Origin of the sequence: Pseudomonas sp. TWI923, from assembly GCF_039673365.1 — a bacterium.
Taxonomy (GTDB): Bacteria; Pseudomonadota; Gammaproteobacteria; order Pseudomonadales; family Pseudomonadaceae; genus Aquipseudomonas; species Aquipseudomonas sichuanensis.
On record NZ_JBDJLM010000025.1, the window covers coordinates 1 to 17,666 of the forward strand.

Annotated in this window: 20 protein-coding genes and 1 tRNA gene; 18 read left to right on the forward strand and 3 right to left on the reverse strand. The window is 62.1% G+C overall.

Annotated features, from left to right (window positions below):
- Nucleotides 1-514: 514 nt before the first annotated feature.
- Both ABE459_RS12195 and ABE459_RS12200 read right to left on the reverse strand, forming a co-directional pair.
- A complete protein-coding gene (locus ABE459_RS12195) occupies nt 515-748 on the reverse strand; it encodes a hypothetical protein (RefSeq protein ID WP_323831523.1) in 234 nt (77 codons plus the stop codon).
- Nucleotides 749-1,257: 509 nt separating this feature from the next.
- Nucleotides 1,258-1,342, reverse strand: a tRNA-Leu gene (locus ABE459_RS12200).
- 108 nt (nt 1,343-1,450) lie between these two features.
- On the opposite strand from ABE459_RS12200, the gene queA reads away from it, so the two are divergent.
- From queA to ABE459_RS12230, 6 genes are all read left to right on the forward strand, one after another.
- On the forward strand, nt 1,451-2,500 hold the full coding sequence (gene queA / locus ABE459_RS12205) for a tRNA preQ1(34) S-adenosylmethionine ribosyltransferase-isomerase QueA (RefSeq protein ID WP_125465410.1): 1,050 nt from the start codon (nt 1,451-1,453) through the stop codon (nt 2,498-2,500).
- A 14-nt stretch (nt 2,501-2,514) separates the two neighbouring features.
- Nucleotides 2,515-3,630 carry a tRNA guanosine(34) transglycosylase Tgt gene (gene tgt, locus ABE459_RS12210; protein WP_167409821.1) on the forward strand — a complete coding sequence of 372 codons (1,116 nt, stop codon included), beginning with the start codon at nt 2,515-2,517 and terminating at the stop codon, nt 3,628-3,630.
- Nucleotides 3,631-3,673: 43 nt separating this feature from the next.
- Nucleotides 3,674-4,009 (forward strand): preprotein translocase subunit YajC, encoded by a 336-nt coding sequence (yajC, locus tag ABE459_RS12215; RefSeq protein WP_008092587.1) that lies wholly within the window; start codon nt 3,674-3,676, stop codon nt 4,007-4,009.
- 64 nt (nt 4,010-4,073) lie between these two features.
- The gene (gene secD / locus ABE459_RS12220) at nt 4,074-5,936 is read left to right on the forward strand and encodes a protein translocase subunit SecD (RefSeq protein WP_125465408.1); all 1,863 of its coding nucleotides are present in this window, start codon (nt 4,074-4,076) and stop codon (nt 5,934-5,936) included.
- Between the two features lie 10 nt (nt 5,937-5,946).
- Nucleotides 5,947-6,855 (forward strand): protein translocase subunit SecF, encoded by a 909-nt coding sequence (gene secF / locus ABE459_RS12225; RefSeq protein ID WP_110993507.1) that lies wholly within the window; start codon nt 5,947-5,949, stop codon nt 6,853-6,855.
- A gap of 120 nt (nt 6,856-6,975) precedes the next feature.
- A complete protein-coding gene (locus tag ABE459_RS12230) occupies nt 6,976-7,524 on the forward strand; it encodes a glycine zipper 2TM domain-containing protein (protein WP_125465407.1) in 549 nt (182 codons plus the stop codon).
- A gap of 243 nt (nt 7,525-7,767) precedes the next feature.
- Here the strand turns inward: ABE459_RS12230 and suhB are convergent, their stop codons facing one another.
- Nucleotides 7,768-8,586 carry an inositol-phosphate phosphatase gene (gene suhB / locus ABE459_RS12235; protein ID WP_323831515.1) on the reverse strand — a complete coding sequence of 273 codons (819 nt, stop codon included), beginning with the start codon at nt 8,584-8,586 and terminating at the stop codon, nt 7,768-7,770.
- A gap of 151 nt (nt 8,587-8,737) precedes the next feature.
- On the opposite strand from suhB, the gene trmJ reads away from it, so the two are divergent.
- From trmJ to rlmN, 12 genes are all read left to right on the forward strand, one after another.
- Complete coding sequence (gene trmJ / locus ABE459_RS12240; RefSeq protein WP_323831527.1) at nt 8,738-9,493, forward strand: tRNA (cytosine(32)/uridine(32)-2'-O)-methyltransferase TrmJ; 756 nt, start codon at nt 8,738-8,740, stop codon at nt 9,491-9,493.
- A 3-nt stretch (nt 9,494-9,496) separates the two neighbouring features.
- Nucleotides 9,497-10,285: a serine O-acetyltransferase gene (cysE, locus tag ABE459_RS12245; RefSeq protein WP_125465406.1), complete on the forward strand. Its 789-nt coding sequence runs from the start codon at nt 9,497-9,499 to the stop codon at nt 10,283-10,285.
- Between the two features lie 168 nt (nt 10,286-10,453).
- On the forward strand, nt 10,454-10,945 hold the full coding sequence (gene iscR / locus ABE459_RS12250; RefSeq protein WP_110993503.1) for a Fe-S cluster assembly transcriptional regulator IscR: 492 nt from the start codon (nt 10,454-10,456) through the stop codon (nt 10,943-10,945).
- A 43-nt stretch (nt 10,946-10,988) separates the two neighbouring features.
- Complete coding sequence (locus ABE459_RS12255; RefSeq protein WP_125465405.1) at nt 10,989-12,203, forward strand: IscS subfamily cysteine desulfurase; 1,215 nt, start codon at nt 10,989-10,991, stop codon at nt 12,201-12,203.
- 46 nt (nt 12,204-12,249) lie between these two features.
- Complete coding sequence (iscU, locus tag ABE459_RS12260; protein WP_010452756.1) at nt 12,250-12,636, forward strand: Fe-S cluster assembly scaffold IscU; 387 nt, start codon at nt 12,250-12,252, stop codon at nt 12,634-12,636.
- Nucleotides 12,637-12,664: 28 nt separating this feature from the next.
- Nucleotides 12,665-12,988 carry an iron-sulfur cluster assembly protein IscA gene (iscA, locus tag ABE459_RS12265; protein WP_011532338.1) on the forward strand — a complete coding sequence of 108 codons (324 nt, stop codon included), beginning with the start codon at nt 12,665-12,667 and terminating at the stop codon, nt 12,986-12,988.
- A gap of 8 nt (nt 12,989-12,996) precedes the next feature.
- On the forward strand, nt 12,997-13,518 hold the full coding sequence (gene hscB / locus ABE459_RS12270) for a co-chaperone HscB (protein WP_125465404.1): 522 nt from the start codon (nt 12,997-12,999) through the stop codon (nt 13,516-13,518).
- Nucleotides 13,519-13,561: 43 nt separating this feature from the next.
- Nucleotides 13,562-15,424, forward strand: coding sequence for a Fe-S protein assembly chaperone HscA (hscA, locus tag ABE459_RS12275; protein WP_125465403.1), 1,863 nt, complete (start codon nt 13,562-13,564; stop codon nt 15,422-15,424).
- Nucleotides 15,425-15,427: 3 nt separating this feature from the next.
- The gene (fdx, locus tag ABE459_RS12280; RefSeq protein ID WP_110735783.1) at nt 15,428-15,769 is read left to right on the forward strand and encodes an ISC system 2Fe-2S type ferredoxin; all 342 of its coding nucleotides are present in this window, start codon (nt 15,428-15,430) and stop codon (nt 15,767-15,769) included.
- A gap of 10 nt (nt 15,770-15,779) precedes the next feature.
- On the forward strand, nt 15,780-15,980 hold the full coding sequence (iscX, locus tag ABE459_RS12285; RefSeq protein ID WP_125465402.1) for a Fe-S cluster assembly protein IscX: 201 nt from the start codon (nt 15,780-15,782) through the stop codon (nt 15,978-15,980).
- Between the two features lie 89 nt (nt 15,981-16,069).
- Nucleotides 16,070-16,495: a nucleoside-diphosphate kinase gene (gene ndk / locus ABE459_RS12290; RefSeq protein WP_011532343.1), complete on the forward strand. Its 426-nt coding sequence runs from the start codon at nt 16,070-16,072 to the stop codon at nt 16,493-16,495.
- Nucleotides 16,496-16,523: 28 nt separating this feature from the next.
- Nucleotides 16,524-17,666 (forward strand): 23S rRNA (adenine(2503)-C(2))-methyltransferase RlmN, encoded by a 1,143-nt coding sequence (rlmN, locus tag ABE459_RS12295; protein WP_110993499.1) that lies wholly within the window; start codon nt 16,524-16,526, stop codon nt 17,664-17,666.

Below are 17,666 nucleotides of genomic sequence, written 5' to 3' on the forward strand. Positions count from 1 at the left end.
TGCATCGCCGATGGTAGTGTGGGGTTTCCCCATGTGAGAGTAGGTCATCGTCAAGATTCATTTCGCAAAACCCCTATCTGCGCATGCAGGTAGGGGTTTTGTCTTTTCCGGCTTTTAATTCTTCCAACCTCGGTTCAAGGCAAAGGTCTTTTGCGCCTCCGATGTGAGGAGCACCTGCGGGAGCGGGCTTGCCCCGCGATAGCTCTGGCCAGGCACTGCTCAGGCAGTGAGGCTGGCTGGGTTGGCGTCATCGCGGGGCAAGCCCGCTCCCACGCTCTAGGTATAAGGCGTTGGTGCTGCGTATGGCGGCAGTGGCCAACAAAGCGTCCAGGAGCCTCATATAGGGCCGTTTAGAGCTTTACCACCCGTACCGCAGCATGTTGCCCTGATAGCCCAATTGCGGGGCTGGCGTGGCTACCATGCTCTATGCGTACACGTCCTGTTCACTATCGCCATTACCGAAACCGAACCGCTAATGCAGGCAGTCCAGTCGGTCGTCGCGTTTTCCCCCTGGTCAGTGCTTGACCTGCAGTTTGCTCAATGCCAACTCCGCTAATTGACGGGTGGCTTCGATCTCTTGGGTGGTTGTCAGCGACAGGCCTCGGTCCAAGGGCGTGACTTGGGCCGGGGTGTGCAGGTGGATGATGGAGAGGGCGCAGAAGAGCCTCTCCGAGATCTGGACCAGGAGGTCTTCAAGGGAGTGGAACTTCTCAGGGGAAAGCGGTGGGTCGGGGACAATCTTCAACATGGGGTAATCCTTACTGAAGAGCTATCCACCATTGCTGTCAAACAAGTGGGTGGCAGCGTACGTGGGTTGACAGACCGGTCAGTAAGGAAAACCCGGCGCACTCGAAAGTGCCCCACGTACAGCCGCCATGAAAGGCGAAGCCATGCGAGTTTATTACTGAGTCAGCCTGTCAAAGCTGATCGTTGATTTAGCAACGACCGGCCGAGACTAGGGTCCGACCCAGACCACCGCAATGGCTTGAAAGGGGTTTGGAGTATGTTTGGGAAATGGACTACATGGAATGGGGAAAGTCTTAAAGACTTGGGTGCAAGATTGAATCAGTGAAGCGGGCTTCACTGTCGTGGCGCATCGCTGGCAAGCCAGCTCCCACAATGGACGGCGCAGGGTTCAGGCATGGCGCATACCTGTGGGAGCCGGCTTGCCGGCGATGAAGCCAGTACGGTCAGCCCAACTTTCCCCGATTCCCAGGCACAAAAAAACCGACCATAAGGTCGGTTTTTTCTGGATTTTGGTGCCCCGAGGGAGACTCGAACTCCCACTCCTTTCGAAAACGGATTTTGAATCCGCCGCGTCTACCAATTCCGCCATCAGGGCTTGTCGCGGCGCAGTATAGAGAGGCGCATGAGGTCGGTCAATCGTCTTTCATGGTCAATTTTCATGCATTGGGCTAAACTTCCCGGCCCTGTCGAACCGAACATCATCATGCGCGTCGCCGATTTTTCTTTCGAACTCCCAGACTCCCTCATCGCCCGCCACCCGTTGGCCGAGCGTCACGGCAGCCGCCTGCTCGTGCTCGACGGTCAAAGCGGCGCGCTGGCCCACCAGCAATTCACCGACCTGCTCGACTACCTGCGCCCCGGCGACCTGATGGTGTTCAACAACACCCGGGTTATTCCTGCACGGCTGTTCGGCCAGAAAGCCTCCGGCGGCAAGCTGGAAGTGCTGGTCGAGCGCGTGCTGGACAGCCACCGCGTGCTGGCCCATGTGCGCGCCAGCAAGGCGCCGAAAGAAGGCGCGGTGATCCTCATTGATGGCGGTGGCGAGGCCGAGATGGTCGCGCGCCACGATACCCTGTTCGAGCTGCGCTTCACCGAAGAGGTGCTGCCCCTGCTCGAACGTGTCGGCCATATGCCGCTGCCGCCCTACATCGACCGCCCGGACGAGGGCGCCGACCGTGAGCGCTATCAGACGGTCTATGCCGAGCGTGCGGGCGCAGTGGCTGCGCCTACCGCCGGGCTGCACTTCGACGAGGCGCTGCTGGAAAAGATCGCAGCCAAGGGCGTCGAGCGCGCCTTCGTCACTCTGCATGTGGGCGCCGGCACCTTCCAGCCGGTGCGGGTCGACAAGATCGAAGACCACCACATGCACAAAGAGTGGCTCGAAGTGAGCCAGGATGTGGTCGACGCCGTCGAGGCCTGCCGTGCCCGTGGTGGCCGGGTGATCGCCGTGGGTACCACCAGCGTGCGTTCGCTGGAAAGCGCGGCGCGCGATGGCGTGCTCAAGGCGTTCAGCGGCGACACCGATATCTTCATCTTCCCGGGCCGGCCGTTCCATGTGGTCGACTGCCTGGTGACCAACTTCCACCTGCCGGAGTCCACGCTGCTGATGCTGGTCTCGGCCTTCGCCGGTTACCCCGAGACCATGGCTGCCTATGCGGCGGCGGTGGCCAACGGTTACCGCTTCTTCAGTTACGGTGATGCCATGTTCATCACCCGCAATCCGGCGCCACGCGGCCCAGAGGATCAAGCATGAGTCGCACCTGTCGAATGTCGTTCGAACTGCTGGCCACCGACGGCAAGGCCCGTCGCGGTCGGCTGACCTTCCCCCGTGGCACCGTGGAAACCCCGGCGTTCATGCCGGTGGGCACCTATGGCACGGTCAAGGGCATGCTGCCGCGCGACATTGAAGCCATCGGCGCCGAGATCATCCTTGGCAACACCTTCCACCTGTGGCTGCGCCCGGGCACCGAGGTGATCAAGAAGCACAACGGCCTGCACGACTTCATGCAATGGAAAGGCCCCATCCTCACCGACTCCGGTGGTTTCCAGGTGTTCAGCCTGGGCGCCATGCGCAAGATCAAGGAGGAGGGCGTAACCTTCGCCTCGCCCGTGGATGGCTCGAAAGTGTTCATGGGCCCGGAAGAGTCCATGCAGGTGCAGCGCGACCTGGGCTCGGACATCGTGATGATCTTCGACGAGTGCACGCCGTACCCGGCCGAGCACGACGTGGCGCGCACCTCGATGGAGCTGTCGCTGCGTTGGGCCCAGCGCTCGAAGAACGCCCACGCCGACAACACCGCGGCGCTGTTCGGTATCGTGCAGGGCGGCATGTATCAGGACCTGCGCATGCGTTCGCTGGAAGGCCTGGACAACATCGGCTTCGACGGCCTGGCCATCGGTGGTCTGTCGGTGGGTGAGCCCAAGCACGAGATGATCAAAGTGCTGGACTACCTGCCAGGCCAGATGCCGGCTGACAAACCTCGTTACCTTATGGGGGTAGGCAAGCCGGAGGATCTTGTAGAGGGTGTGCGCCGCGGCGTCGACATGTTCGACTGCGTGATGCCCACGCGCAATGCGCGCAACGGCCATCTGTTCATCGACACTGGGGTGATCAAGATCCGCAATGCGTTCCATCGTCATGATGAATCGCCGCTGGATCCGACCTGCGATTGCTACACCTGCACCAACTTCTCGCGCGCCTACCTGCACCACCTGGACAAGTGCGGCGAAATGTTGAGCAGCATGCTGAATACCATCCACAACTTGCGCCATTACCAGCGCTTGATGGCCGGTTTACGCGAGGCTATTCAACAGGGTAAATTGGCCGCCTTTGTCGACGCCTTCTACGCCAAACGCGGGCTCCCTGTGCCGCCTTTGGACTGACTGTTTGCATCCATTATTAGAAAATTTGCATTAGGAGTGCACAATGAGCTTCTTGATTCCCGCCGCCTACGCGGACGCTGCAGCCCCTGCCGCCGGCCCAGCCGGTACCGGCTTCGAATGGATCTTCCTGGTCGGCTTCCTGGTCATCTTCTACCTGATGATCTGGCGCCCACAGGCCAAGCGCGCCAAAGAGCAGAAGAACCTGCTGAGCAACTTGCAGAAGGGTGACGAAGTTGTCACCAACGGCGGCATCGCCGGCAAGATTGTCAAGGTTTCCGATGATTTCGTGGTTCTGGAAGTGTCCGACACCGTCGAGCTGAAGTTCCAGAAGGGCGCGATTGCCGCGACCCTGCCAAAAGGTACGCTCAAGGCTATCTGAGTTACCGGTTTCATTTTTCCAGTCGGGGCGCGCAAAGCGCCCCGCGTCTTGAACGGGCGGCGTGATGCTGAACAAATACCCTCTGTGGAAATACCTGCTGATCGTGGTGGTACTGGCGATCGGTTTTATTTATTCCGCACCCAACCTCTACCCGGATGATCCGGCGGTACAGATCAGCGGCGCCAGCTCCGCGCTGCATGTCAGCCAGGCTGACCTCGATCGCGTCACCAAGGCGCTGACCGATGCCGGCATCGCGGTGAAAGGCGGCAACCTGGGCGAGAAGGGCAGTGCGCTGGTGCGCCTGACCAACCAGGAAGACCAGCTGCCAGCCAAGGATGTGGCGCGCAAGGCCCTCGGCGATGACTATGTCGTGGCCCTGAACCTGGCCCAGACCACCCCGCAGTGGCTGCGCAACCTGGGTGCCAGCCCGATGAAGCTGGGCCTGGACCTGTCCGGTGGCGTGCACTTCCTGCTGGAAGTGGACATGGACAAGGCCATGACTGCCCGCATGAAAGTCTACGAAGGCGAGGTCAAGACCTTGCTGCGCAAAGAGCGCGTCCGCTACCGCAGCCTGCCTCAGCAGGATGGCGGCATCATGCTGGGCTTCGCCGACGACGCTACCCGCGAACAGGCCCGCAGCCTGATCCGCAAGAATTTCAATGATTTCGAACTGACCACCACCGAGCGCAATGAGCTCGCCGTGCTGCGCCTGGCGCTGACCCAGGCCAAGGTCGCCGAAATCCGCGAATACTCCATCAAGCAGAACCTGACCACCGTTCGCAACCGTGTGAACGAGCTGGGCGTGGCCGAGCCGCTGGTACAGCGCCAGGGCGCCAACCGCATCGTGGTCGAGCTGCCGGGTGTGCAGGACACCGCCGAAGCCAAGCGTATCCTCGGCAAGACCGCCAACCTGGAGTTCCGCTTCGGCGCCGAGCCGGGTGCGTCCAAGGCCACCACCGAGGTGTTCGAGTTCCGCGAAGGCGGCCGCTCCGCCCCGGTCGAGCGCGGCCTGATCATCACCGGTGACCAGGTTACCGACGCCCAGGCCAGCTTCGACGAGCACGGTCGCCCGCAGGTGAACATCCGCCTCGACGGCCACGGCGGCGAGCTGATGAGCCGCGCTACCCGCTCCAACGTCGGGCGCAGCATGGCGGTGATCTTCATTGAGCAGAAGCCGGTCACTCACTACGAGAAGCAGACGGTCAACGGCGTCGAGAAGGACGTTGCGGTCCAGAGCTTCAAGGAAGAGAAGAAGATCATCAGCCTGGCGACCATCCAGTCGCCGCTGGGCAGCCAGTTCCGTATCACCGGCCTGAACGGCCAGGGCGAATCGTCTGAACTGGCCCTGCTGCTGCGTGCCGGTGGTCTGGCTGCGCCGATGTACTTCGCCGAAGAACGTACCATTGGCCCGAGCCTGGGTGCCGACAACATCACCAAGGGTATCGATGCATCCCTGTGGGGCATGCTGTTCGTCTCGCTGTTCATCATCGCCATCTACCGTGGCTTCGGCGTGATCGCCACTGTCGCCCTGGCGGGCAACATGGTGCTGCTGCTGGCCTTGATGTCGCTGCTGGGCGCTACGCTGACCTTGCCGGGTATCGCCGGTATCGTGCTGACCATGGGTATGGCGGTCGACGCCAACGTGCTGATCTTCTCGCGTATCCGTGAGGAGCTCAAAGCGGGTATGTCGGTGCAGCGTGCCATCCACGAAGGCTTCAACCGTGCGTACACCGCGATCATCGACGCCAACCTGACCAGCCTGCTGGTGGGCGGCATCCTGTTCGCCATGGGTACCGGCCCGGTCAAGGGCTTCGCGGTCACCATGTCCCTCGGGATTTTCACCTCGATGTTCACCGCCGTCATGGTGACCCGCGCGATGGTCAACCTGACCTGTGGCGGGCGTGACATCAAGAAGCTGTGGGTTTGAGGGAGCTGCGATGAAAACCATCAATTTCATGGGCGTGCGCAATGTCGCATTCGCCATTACCGTGCTCCTCACCGTACTGGCGTTGTTCAGCTGGTGGCAGAAGGGCCTGAACTTCGGCCTGGATTTCACCGGCGGTACGCTGATCGAGCTGACCTACGAGCGCCCTGCAGACCTCAAGGCCGTCCGTGCCGAGCTGGTCGAGTCGGGCTTCCACGAGGCCGTGGTGCAGAGCTTCGGCGCCACCACCGACCTGCTGGTGCGCATGCCGGGCGATGACCCGCTGCTGGGCAACAAGGTTGCGGCGGCGCTGCAGAAGGCCGGCGGTGACAACCCGGCCACCCTCAAGCGCGTCGAGTTCGTCGGCCCGCAGGTGGGTGAAGAGCTGCGTGACCAGGGCGGCATGGGCATGCTCCTGGCCCTGGGCGGCATCCTCATCTACCTGGCGTTCCGCTTCCAGTGGAAGTTCGCCGTGGGTGCCATCGTCTCGCTGATCCACGACGTGGTGGTGACCCTGGGTATCCTGTCGTTCTTCCAGATCACCTTCGACCTGACGGTACTGGCAGCGGTACTGGCGATCATCGGTTACTCGCTCAACGACACCATCGTCGTGTTCGACCGGGTGCGTGAGAACTTCCGGGTGATGCGCAAGGCTTCGCTGATCGAGAACATCAACGTCTCGACCACCCAGACCCTGCTGCGCACTATCGCCACCTCGGTGTCGACCTTGCTGGCCATCGCGGCCCTGCTGTTCTTCGGTGGTGACAACCTGTTTGGTTTCTCCCTGGCGCTGTTCATCGGCGTCATGGCGGGTACCTACTCGTCAATCTACATCGCCAACGTGGTGCTGATCTGGCTGAACCTGAACAGTGAAGACCTGATCCCGCCGGCCAAGAACGAGGGCGTGGACGAGCGTCCGTAAACCATCGTTCGGCGCCGTTCGGCGTAATCAAAGGCGCGAGTGTTGAACTCGCGCCTTTTTTTTTGCTCCAAGGCTGGGAGAAAGCGGGCTGGAACCCGTAAGAAAGATCAGGAGGTTCAGGTGAATAAATCAATGCTGGTGGGTGCGGTACTGGGTGCTGTCGGTGTGACTGCCGGAGGTGCTGTAGCGACCTACAGCTTGGTGAACAAGGGCCCTGAATACGCCCAGGTCACCGACGTGCAGCCAATCAAGCAGCAGGTGAAGACACCGCGCGAGGTGTGCAAGGAGGTCGCTGTGACCCGCCAGGCACCGGTCAAGGACCAGCATCAGATTGCCGGTACCGTGGTCGGAGCCATTGCCGGTGGTCTGCTGGGTAACCAGATCGGCGGCGGTACCGGTAAGAAGATCGCCACGGTCGCCGGCGCGGTAGGCGGTGGCTACGCGGGCAACAAGACCCAGGAATACATGCAGGAGCGTGACACCACCACGACCATGCAGACCCGTTGCAGCACGGTCAACGACATCAGCGAGAAGGTGGTGGGGTACAACGTCACCTATTCCCTCGGTGACCAGGTGGGCAAGGTGAAGATGAATCACGAGCCGGGCTCGACCATCCCTGTGGACAAGAACGGCAAGCTGATCCTGAGCGAGAACCAGGCGGGGCAGTGAGCCTGGTGCATCCTGCCTTGCTGCGCGCACAGTCTGCTTTTCTGTAGGAGCGGCCTTGTGTCGCGAAAGGGCTGCGCAGCAGCCCCGGCAATCTTGAGGTGTACATCAGATCCTGGGGCCGCTTCGCGCCCCTTTCGCGACACAAGGCCGCTCGTACAGAGAGAGTAAGTGCGGGACCAGGCTTGAAGTGCAGACCAAAAAAAACGCCCCGAGGGGCGTTTTTTTGTGCTCGGCAATCAGCGCTTAGCGCTTCATGCTCTCCGGCAGGTGCGGCTGGATGGCAGTCAGCACGGCCTTGAAGCACTTGATGTTGCCGGCAACGATATGGCCCTTCTCGAGGAAGTCATGGCCACCGTTGAAGTCGCTCACCAGGCCGCCTGCTTCCTGGATCAGCAGCACGCCTGCAGCCATGTCCCACTCGGACAGGCCCGACTCCCAGAAGGCGTCGAAGCGGCCGGCGGCCACATAGGCGAGATCCAGGCTGGCGGAACCGGCGCGGCGGATGCCGGCGGTCTGGCCGGTCAGTGCGCGGAACATGCCCAGATAGTTGTCCAGGTCGGCCAGCTGGTTGTCACGGAACGGGAAGCCGGTGCCCAGCAGGGCGCCTTCCAGGCTGGTGCGCGAGCTGACGCGCAGGCGACGGCCATTGATCTGGGCGCCACGGCCACGGCTGGCAGTGAATTCTTCCTGGCGAACCGGGTCGAGGACCACGGCGTGCTCCAGGCGGCCGCGGTATTTGCAGGCGATGCTGACGGCGAAGTGCGGGATGCCGCGCAGGAAGTTGGTGGTGCCGTCCAGTGGATCGATGATCCACAGGTAGTCCTTGCCTTCTTCGCCGTTGCCGGCGTGCAGGCCGGTCTCTTCGCCCTGGATCGAGTGGTTCGGGTAGGCTTTGCGCAGGGCTTCGACGATGACCTTCTCGGCGGCACGGTCGACCTCGGACACATAGTCCTTGGCCTGCTTTTCGTCGACTTTGATGCTGTCCAGGCGTTCGATGGAGCGGAAAATCAGTTCACTGGCGCTGCGAGCGGCGCGCAGGGCGATATTCAGCATAGGCTGCATGGGAAGGTCACCTGGAGATGTTAAAGAAGAAAGCCGCACATTCTAGCAGAAATCTTTGACGGAAGAAGTGTCACATTTGCTTTCATGGCGTTACGCTGGTCGGTTCTGTAAGATCGAAACCTTCTTCATCCGCGTCTGTGAGCACAACACCTTGCTGCAAAATATTCGTGTTGTTCTGGTCAATACCAGCCACCCCGGCAATATCGGCGGCGCTGCGCGTGCCATGAAAAACATGGGCCTGGCGCGTCTGGTGCTGGTGCAGCCAAAAGAATTCCCTGCCGCCGATGCCTCGGCGCGCGCCTCGGGTGCCGACGATGTGCTCGACAATGCCCAGGTGGTCGACAGCCTCGAGCAGGCATTGGTCGGTTGCAACCTGGTGATGGGCACCAGCGCCCGCGAGCGCAGCATCCCCTGGCCGTTGATCGGCCCCCGGGAGTGCGGCACCAAGGCAGTGGAACATGCCCTGGCCGGCGAGGAAATCGCCCTGGTGTTCGGTCGCGAGCACGCCGGGTTGACCAACGAAGAACTGCAGCGATGTCACTTCCACGTGCACATTCCCTCCAATCCCGACTTCAGCTCGCTGAATCTGGCCGCCGCCGTCCAGGTGCTCTCCTACGAGGTGCGCATGGCCTCGTTGGCGGTGCAGGGCGTGGCGCCCAAGGTCGAGAAAGCGGACGCCAACGAGCTGGCGACCATGGACGAAATGGAGCTGTTCTATGACCACCTGGAAAAAACCCTGGTGGACATTGGCTTCCTCGACCCCGCCAAGCCCAAGCACCTGATGCCGCGCATGCGCCGGCTGTTCGGGCGCAGCTTGGTCGAGCGTACGGAAATGAGCATTTTGCGCGGCATCCTCACCGAGACCCAGAAAGTCGTCCGGGGCGAGCCGCATAAACGGAAGGACTGAACGATGTTCGAGCGTCTGCGTGAAGATATTCAAAGTGTTTTCCATCGTGACCCGGCGGCGCGCAACGCCTTCGAGGTCCTGACCTGCTACCCGGGCATGCATGCCATCTGGCTGCACCGTCTGGGCAATGCCCTGTGGAAGCGCGATTTCAAATGGCTGGCTCGCCTGGTGTCGAACTTCGGGCGCTGGATGACCGGTATCGAGATCCACCCGGGCGCGACCATCGGCCGGCGCTTCTTCATCGACCACGGCATGGGCATCGTCATTGGCGAGACCGCCGAGATCGGTGACGACGTGACCCTGTACCAGGGCGTAACCCTGGGCGGCACCAGCTGGAACAAAGGCAAGCGCCACCCGACCCTGGAAAACGGCGTGGTGGTGGGGGCGGGCGCCAAGGTGCTGGGGCCGTTCACGGTCGGTGCCGGGGCCAAGATCGGCTCCAACGCCGTGGTCACCAAGGCGGTGCCGGCCGGCGCCACGGCGGTGGGCATCCCGGGGCGCATCATCGTCAAGAGCGAAGACGATGCCGTCGAAGCCAAGCGCAAGGCCATGGCCGAGAAGATCGGTTTCGACGCCTATGGTGTCAGCGGCGACATGCCCGACCCGGTGGCCAGGGCCATCGGCCAGATGCTTGACCACTTGCAGGCAGTCGACGAGCGCCTGGAGGGGATGTGTGGCGCCCTGACCAGGATGGGCAGTGATTACTGTGCCAAGGAGCTGCCGGCACTGCCCGCCGATGACTTCGCCAATGCCTGCGCAGAGCTGAAGCAGGGCGACACTCAGCCGCATTGATTCCGCCAGCCCGACACAAGGGGCGTGTGCTCGCGCCCCTCGTCTGCTACACTCGCGCCCGCCTCCCGCATGCATACCCGACTAAAGCACTAGGTCTAATAGTTGACTTAAATGCTCGGGAATCGCATACTCGCACACATTCTGTAACTCCCGTGGTAACCATACGCCATGCGACTGACTACCAAAGGCCGATACGCCGTGACCGCCATGCTTGATCTGGCGTTACACGCGCAGCATGGGCCGGTGTCACTGGCCGATATTTCCGAGCGCCAGGGCATTTCCCTTTCTTATCTGGAGCAGCTGTTCGCCAAGCTGCGCCGCAGCAGCCTGGTATCCAGCGTTCGCGGCCCAGGCGGCGGTTACCAGCTGTCGCGCGGCATGGAAACCATCCAGGTGGCCCAGGTGATCGACGCGGTCAACGAGTCGGTCGATGCCACCCGCTGCCAGGGCCTGGGCGACTGCCATGCCGGTGATACCTGCCTGACTCACCACCTGTGGTGCGACCTGAGCCAGCAGATCCATGAATTCCTCAGCGGCATCAGCCTGGCCGACCTCGTCAAGCGCCGTGAGGTGCAAGAAGTCGCCCAGCGCCAGGACCTGCGCCGTGTTGCAGGCCGTACCGCCATGCTGGACAAGATTGAGACGTCCGCCGTCGACTGAAATTCAGCGCCGAGCGACGCCAACGCCTGATAGGAGATACTCAATGAAGTTGCCGATCTACCTCGATTACTCCGCGACCACACCGGTCGATCCACGTGTGGCCCAGAAAATGGCCGAATGCCTGCTGGTCGACGGGAACTTCGGTAACCCGGCCTCGCGTTCCCACGTGTTTGGCTGGAAAGCCGAAGAAGCGGTCGAGAATGGCCGTCGCCAGGTGGCCGAGCTGATCAATGCCGACCCGCGCGAGATCGTCTGGACCAGCGGTGCCACCGAGTCCGACAACCTCGCCCTCAAAGGCGTGGCGCACTTCTATCAGACCAAGGGCAAGCACATCATCACCTCCAAGATCGAGCACAAGGCGGTCCTGGACACCGCTCGCCAGCTCGAGCGTGAAGGTTTCGAAGTCACCTACCTCGAGCCAGGCGATGACGGCATCGTCACCCCGGCCATGGTCGAAGCTGCCCTGCGTGACGACACCATCCTGGTTTCGCTGATGCACGTGAACAACGAAGTCGGCTCGATCAACGACATCGCCGCCATCGGCGAACTGACCCGCTCGCGCGGCGTGCTGTTCCACGTCGATGCCGCCCAGTCGGCCGGCAAGGTCGAAATCGACCTGCAAAAGCTGAAAGTCGACCTGATGTCGTTCTCGGCGCACAAGGTCTACGGCCCCAAAGGTATCGGCGCGCTGTACGTCAGCCGCAAGCCGCGTGTACGCCTGGAAGCCATGGTTCACGGCGGTGGTCATGAGCGCGGCATGCGCTCGGGCACCCTGCCAACCCACCAGATCGTCGGCATGGGCGAAGCCTTCGCCATTGCCAAGCAGGAAATGGCCAGCGAAAACGTGCGCATCAAGGCTCTGAGCGACCGCTTCTTCAAGCAGGTCTCGGGCCTCGAAGAGCTGTACGTCAACGGCAGCCAGACCGCCCGCGTACCGCACAACCTGAACCTGAGCTTCAACTACGTCGAAGGCGAGTCGCTGCTGATGTCGCTCAAGGACATCGCTGTTTCGTCCGGTTCGGCCTGCACCTCCGCTTCGCTCGAGCCGTCCTACGTCCTGCGCGCCCTGGGCCGTAACGACGAACTGGCGCACAGCTCGATCCGCTTCTCTTTCGGCCGCTTCACCAGCGAAGAAGAAGTCGACTACGCCGCGCAGAAAGTCTGCGAGGCCGTAAACAAACTGCGTGAGCTGTCGCCCCTTTGGGACATGTACAAAGACGGCGTCGACATCTCCAAGATCGAGTGGGCCGCCCACTAAGCAGTCGCCGGCAAGAGCGGCTCCCTGATGAGGAAGGAATTGCACCATGGCATACAGTGAAAAGGTCATCGACCACTACGAAAACCCACGCAACGTCGGCAAGATGAATGCCGAGGATCCGGATGTCGGTACCGGCATGGTCGGCGCTCCAGCGTGCGGTGACGTGATGCGTCTGCAGATCAAGGTCAACGAGCAAGGCATCATCGAAGACGCCAAGTTCAAGACCTACGGCTGCGGTTCGGCCATCGCCTCCAGCTCCCTCGCCACCGAGTGGATGAAGGGCAAGACCCTGGACGAAGCCGAAACCATCAAGAACACCCAGCTGGCTGAAGAGCTGGCACTGCCGCCGGTCAAGATCCACTGCTCCGTACTCGCCGAAGATGCCATCAAGGCAGCCGTTCGCGATTACAAGCAGAAGAAAGGCCTGGTCTAAGTCGCCTGTTGCAAGGTAAGGAGTTCTGATGGCCATCAGCATGACAGAAGCCGCCGCCAACCACATTCGCCGCTCCCTCGACGGGCGCGGCAAAGGTGAAGGCATTCGCCTGGGCGTGCGCACCACCGGTTGCTCGGGCCTGGCCTACGTGCTGGAGTTCGTTGACGAGCTGGCCGAAGAAGACCAGGTGTTCGAGAACCACGGCGTGAAAGTCATCATCGACCCGAAAAGCCTGGTGTACCTCGACGGCACCGAGCTGGACTTCGTCAAGGAAGGGTTGAACGAAGGCTTCAAGTTCAACAACCCCAACGTGCGCGGTGAATGTGGCTGCGGCGAAAGCTTCAACGTTTGAGGCTGGCCGTGGGTACTCCTTGTCATTACGCACTGTTTGACCTGCAACCGAGCTTTCGCCTGGACCTCGACAAACTGGCCACTCGCTATCGCGAGCTGGCCCGCGAGGTTCATCCGGACCGCTTCGCCGATGCCTCCGAGCGCGAACAGCGTGTTGCCCTGGAAAAGTCGGCGGCTCTGAACGACGCCTACCAGACCTTGCGCAGCGCACCGCGCCGAGCTCGTTACCTGTTGGCCATCGGTGGCCATGAAGTGCCCCAGGAAGTCACGGTGCACGACCCGGCCTTCCTGTTGCAGCAGATGCAGTGGCGCGAAGAGCTCGAAGAGCTGCAGGACGAAGCCGACCTCGACGGCGTGGCCGTGTTCAAGAAGCGGCTCAAGGCCGCCCAGGACACGCTGAACGAGGATTTCGCCGCCTGCTGGGATGTTGCAGCCGAGCGTGACCAGGCCGAACGCCTGATGCGCCGCATGCAGTTCCTCGACAAGCTCGCCCAAGAAGTGCGCCAACTCGAAGAGCGCCTCGACGATTAATCCCGGCGTTACCCGTGATGACGCCTAAGGTACTCAGATAAGCATGGCCCTACTGCAGATCGCCGAACCCGGTCAGAGCCCCCAGCCGCACCAGCGCCGCCTGGCGGTGGGTATCGACCTGGGCACCACCAATTCTCTCGTCGCCGCCGTGCGTAGCGGGCGCAGCGAGCCGCTGCCCGATGCTCAGGGCCGGGTCATCCTGCCCTCCGCGGTGCGCTACCTGGATAACGGCGTCGACGTTGGCCTGAGCGCGCGCGAAGCTGCGCCCAGCGACCCGCTCAACACCATCGTTTCGGTCAAGCGCCTGATGGGGCGTGGCCTGGCCGACGTCAAGCAGCTCGGCGAGCAGCTGCCGTACCGGTTTGTCGGCGGTGAGTCGCACATGCCGTTCATCGACACCGTCCAGGGGCCGAAGAGCCCGGTGGAAGTGTCGGCCGACATCCTCAAGGTGCTGCGTGCGCGTGCCGAAGAGACGCTCGGCGGTGAGTTGGTGGGCGCGGTGATCACTGTTCCTGCGTATTTCGACGACGCCCAGCGTCAGGCCACCAAGGACGCCGCCAAGCTGGCCGGCCTCAACGTGCTGCGCCTGCTCAACGAACCGACCGCTGCTGCCGTGGCCTATGGCCTGGATCAGAATGCCGAAGGCGTCGTGGCGATCTTCGACCTGGGTGGCGGTACCTTCGATATTTCCATCCTGCGCCTGACGGCCGGCGTCTTTGAAGTGCTGGCCACCGGCGGCGACACCGCTCTGGGTGGCGATGACTTCGACCACGCCATTGCCGGCTGGATCATCGAACAGGCCGGCCTGTCCGCCGATCTCGACCCTGCCACCCAGCGCCTGTTGCTGCAAACTGCCTGTGCGGCCAAGGAAGCCTTGACCGATGCCGACGTGGTCAGCGTGCAGCATGCTGCCTGGCAGGGCGAGCTGACCCGCGCCGCCTTCGACGCCATGATCGAGCCGATGATTGCCCGCAGCCTCAAGGCCTGCCGCCGCGCCGTGCGCGACAGCGGTATCGAGCTGGAGGAGGTGGGGGCGGTGGTGATGGTTGGCGGCTCTACCCGCGTGCCGCGTGTGCGCGACGCCGTGGGTACGCTGTTTGGCCGCACCCCGCTGACCTCCATCGACCCGGACCAGGTGGTCGCCATTGGCGCCGCCATCCAGGCCGACACCCTGGCCGGCAACCGTCGGGAAGGGGGCGAGCTGCTGCTGCTCGACGTCATCCCGCTGTCGCTCGGCCTTGAAACCATGGGCGGGCTGATGGAAAAGGTGATTCCGCGCAATACCACCATTCCGGTGGCCCGTGCCCAGGAGTTCACCACCTATAAAGATGGCCAGTCGGCCATGATGATCCATGTGCTGCAGGGCGAGCGCGAGCTGATCAGCGACTGCCGCTCGCTGGCGCGCTTCGAGCTGCGCGGCATCCCGGCCATGGTTGCCGGCGCCGCGAAGATCCGCGTCACCTTCCAGGTCGATGCCGATGGCCTGCTCAGTGTCGCCGCGCGCGAACTGGGTTCGGGCGTGGAGTCGAGCATCCAGGTCAAGCCATCCTACGGCCTGACCGACGGCGAAATCGCCCGCATGCTCAAGGACTCGTTCGAGCACGCAGGCTCTGACAAGCAGGCGCGCCAGCTGCGCGAGCACCAAGTCGACGGCGAGCGTCTGCTCGAAGCGGTACAGGGCGCCCTGGACGCCGATGGTGAGCGTCTGCTCAGTGCTGACGAGCGCGACGCCATCCAATTCCAGATGCAGGAACTACGTGATTTGCTGAGCGGCACCGATGGCGCTGCCATCGAGCAACAGACCAAGCGTCTGTCGCAGGTGACCGATGCATTTGCCGCCCGTCGCCTTGATTCGACGGTCAAAGCCGCACTGGCCGGGCGCAACCTGAATGAGATCGAGGAGTAACCGATGCCGCTGGTGACATTCCTGCCGCATGAAAAGTTCTGCCCCGAGGGGCTGACCGTGGAAGTGCCCGCCGGGACCAATATCCTGGAGCTGGCCCACGACCATCACATCGAGATGGAAAGCGCCTGCGGCGGCGTCAAGGCCTGCACCACCTGCCACTGCATCGTGCGCAAGGGTTTCGACTCGCTTGAAGAAGCCGACGAGCTCGAAGAAGACATGCTGGACAAAGCGTGGGGCCTGGAAGCGCAATCGCGCCTGGGTTGCCAGGTGGTGGTGGCCGATGAAGACCTCACCATCGAAATCCCCAAATACTCGCTCAACCACGCCGCCGAAGCGCCGCACTGAGGTTTGCCCCATGAGCCTGAAATGGATTGATGTACTTGAGATCGCCATCCAGCTTGCAGAAAGCAAGCCCGACGTCGATCCTCGTTACGTGAATTTCGTCGATCTGCACCGCTGGGTGCTGGCACTGCCAGACTTCAGCGACGATCCGTCACGCGGCGGTGAGAAAGTGCTCGAGGCCATCCAGGCGGCCTGGATCGACGAAGCCGACTAAGCGCACGCTGCAGGTTAGGCAATCCCCTGGAACCCGCGTATAATTCGCGGGTTTAATTTTTCGCAACACTCATATTTCTGGAGTTCTCCATGGCTGTTCAACGTACTTTCTCGATCATCAAGCCTGACGCCGTCGCCAAAAACGTCATCGGCAAGATCACCACTCGCTTCGAAGAAGCCGGCCTGAAAATCGTTGCCTCGAAAATCAAGCAACTGTCCAAAGCCGAAGCCGAAGGCTTCTACGCCGAGCACAGCGCTCGTGGCTTCTTCGGTGACCTGGTTGCCTTCATGACTTCCGGCCCAGTCGTTGTCCAGGTTCTGGAAGGCGAAAACGCCATCGCTCTGAACCGTGAGCTGATGGGCGCCACCAACCCTAAAGAAGCTGCTCCAGGCACCATCCGTGCTGACTTCGCCGAGTCGATCGACGCCAACGCCGTTCACGGTTCGGACTCCGAAGCTGCCGCTGCTCGCGAAATCGCTTACTTCTTCGCTGCTACCGAGGTAACCACTCGCTAAGCGAAAGCTTACGGGTGAGGGTGAATCCATGACGACATCTACTGGCAAGATCAACCTGCTGGGGCTGACCCTGGCGGAAATGGAACAGTTCTTCGACTCAATCGGGGAGAAGCGCTTCCGCGCCGGTCAGGTGATGAAATGGATTCACCATTTTGGCGTCGATGATTTCGCCGCCATGACCAATGTCGGCAAGGTCTTGCGCGAAAAGCTCGAGGCCGTTGCCGAGATTCGGGGCCCGGAAGTGGTCAGTGAAGACATTTCCGCCGACGGCACCCGCAAGTGGGTGGTCCGCGTTGCCTCTGGCAGCTGCGTCGAGACCGTCTACATCCCTACCGACGATCGCGGTACGCTCTGCGTGTCGTCGCAAGCCGGCTGTGCCCTGGACTGCAGCTTCTGCTCCACTGGCAAGCAAGGCTTCAACAGCAACCTCACCGCCGCCGAAGTGATCGGCCAGGTGTGGCTTGCCAACAAATCCTTCGGGACCGTTCCGGCCAAGATCGACCGCGCCATCACCAACGTGGTCATGATGGGCATGGGCGAACCCCTGCTGAATTTCGACAATGTCATCGCCGCCATGAAGATCATGATGGAAGATCTGGGCTATGGCATTTCCAAGCGCCGCGTGACGCTCTCGACGTCGGGCGTGGTGCCGATGATCGACGAGCTGGCCAAGCACATCGACGTGTCGCTGGCCCTGTCGCTGCACGCTCCCAACGACGAGCTGCGCAACCAGCTGGTACCGATCAACAAGAAGTACCCGCTGAAGATGCTGCTGGAATCGTGCATGGGCTACATGTCCACGCTCGGCGGCAAGCGCGTGCTGACGATCGAGTACACCCTGCTCAAGGACGTCAACGACCAGCCCGAGCACGCGGCACAGATGATCGAGCTGCTGCGCGACGTGCCGTGCAAGATCAACCTGATCCCGTTCAACCCGTTCCCGCACTCGGGCTACGAGCGGCCGAGCAACAATGCCATTCGCCGCTTCCAGGACCTGTTGCACCACGGTGGTTTCAACGTCACCACCCGCACCACCCGCGGTGACGACATCGATGCCGCTTGCGGGCAGTTGGTCGGCCAGGTCAACGACCGCACCCGCCGCAGCGAGCGTTACATCGCCGTGCGCCAGCTGGCTGCCGACGAGCCGCAAGACAGCGCCGCGCGCCCCTGA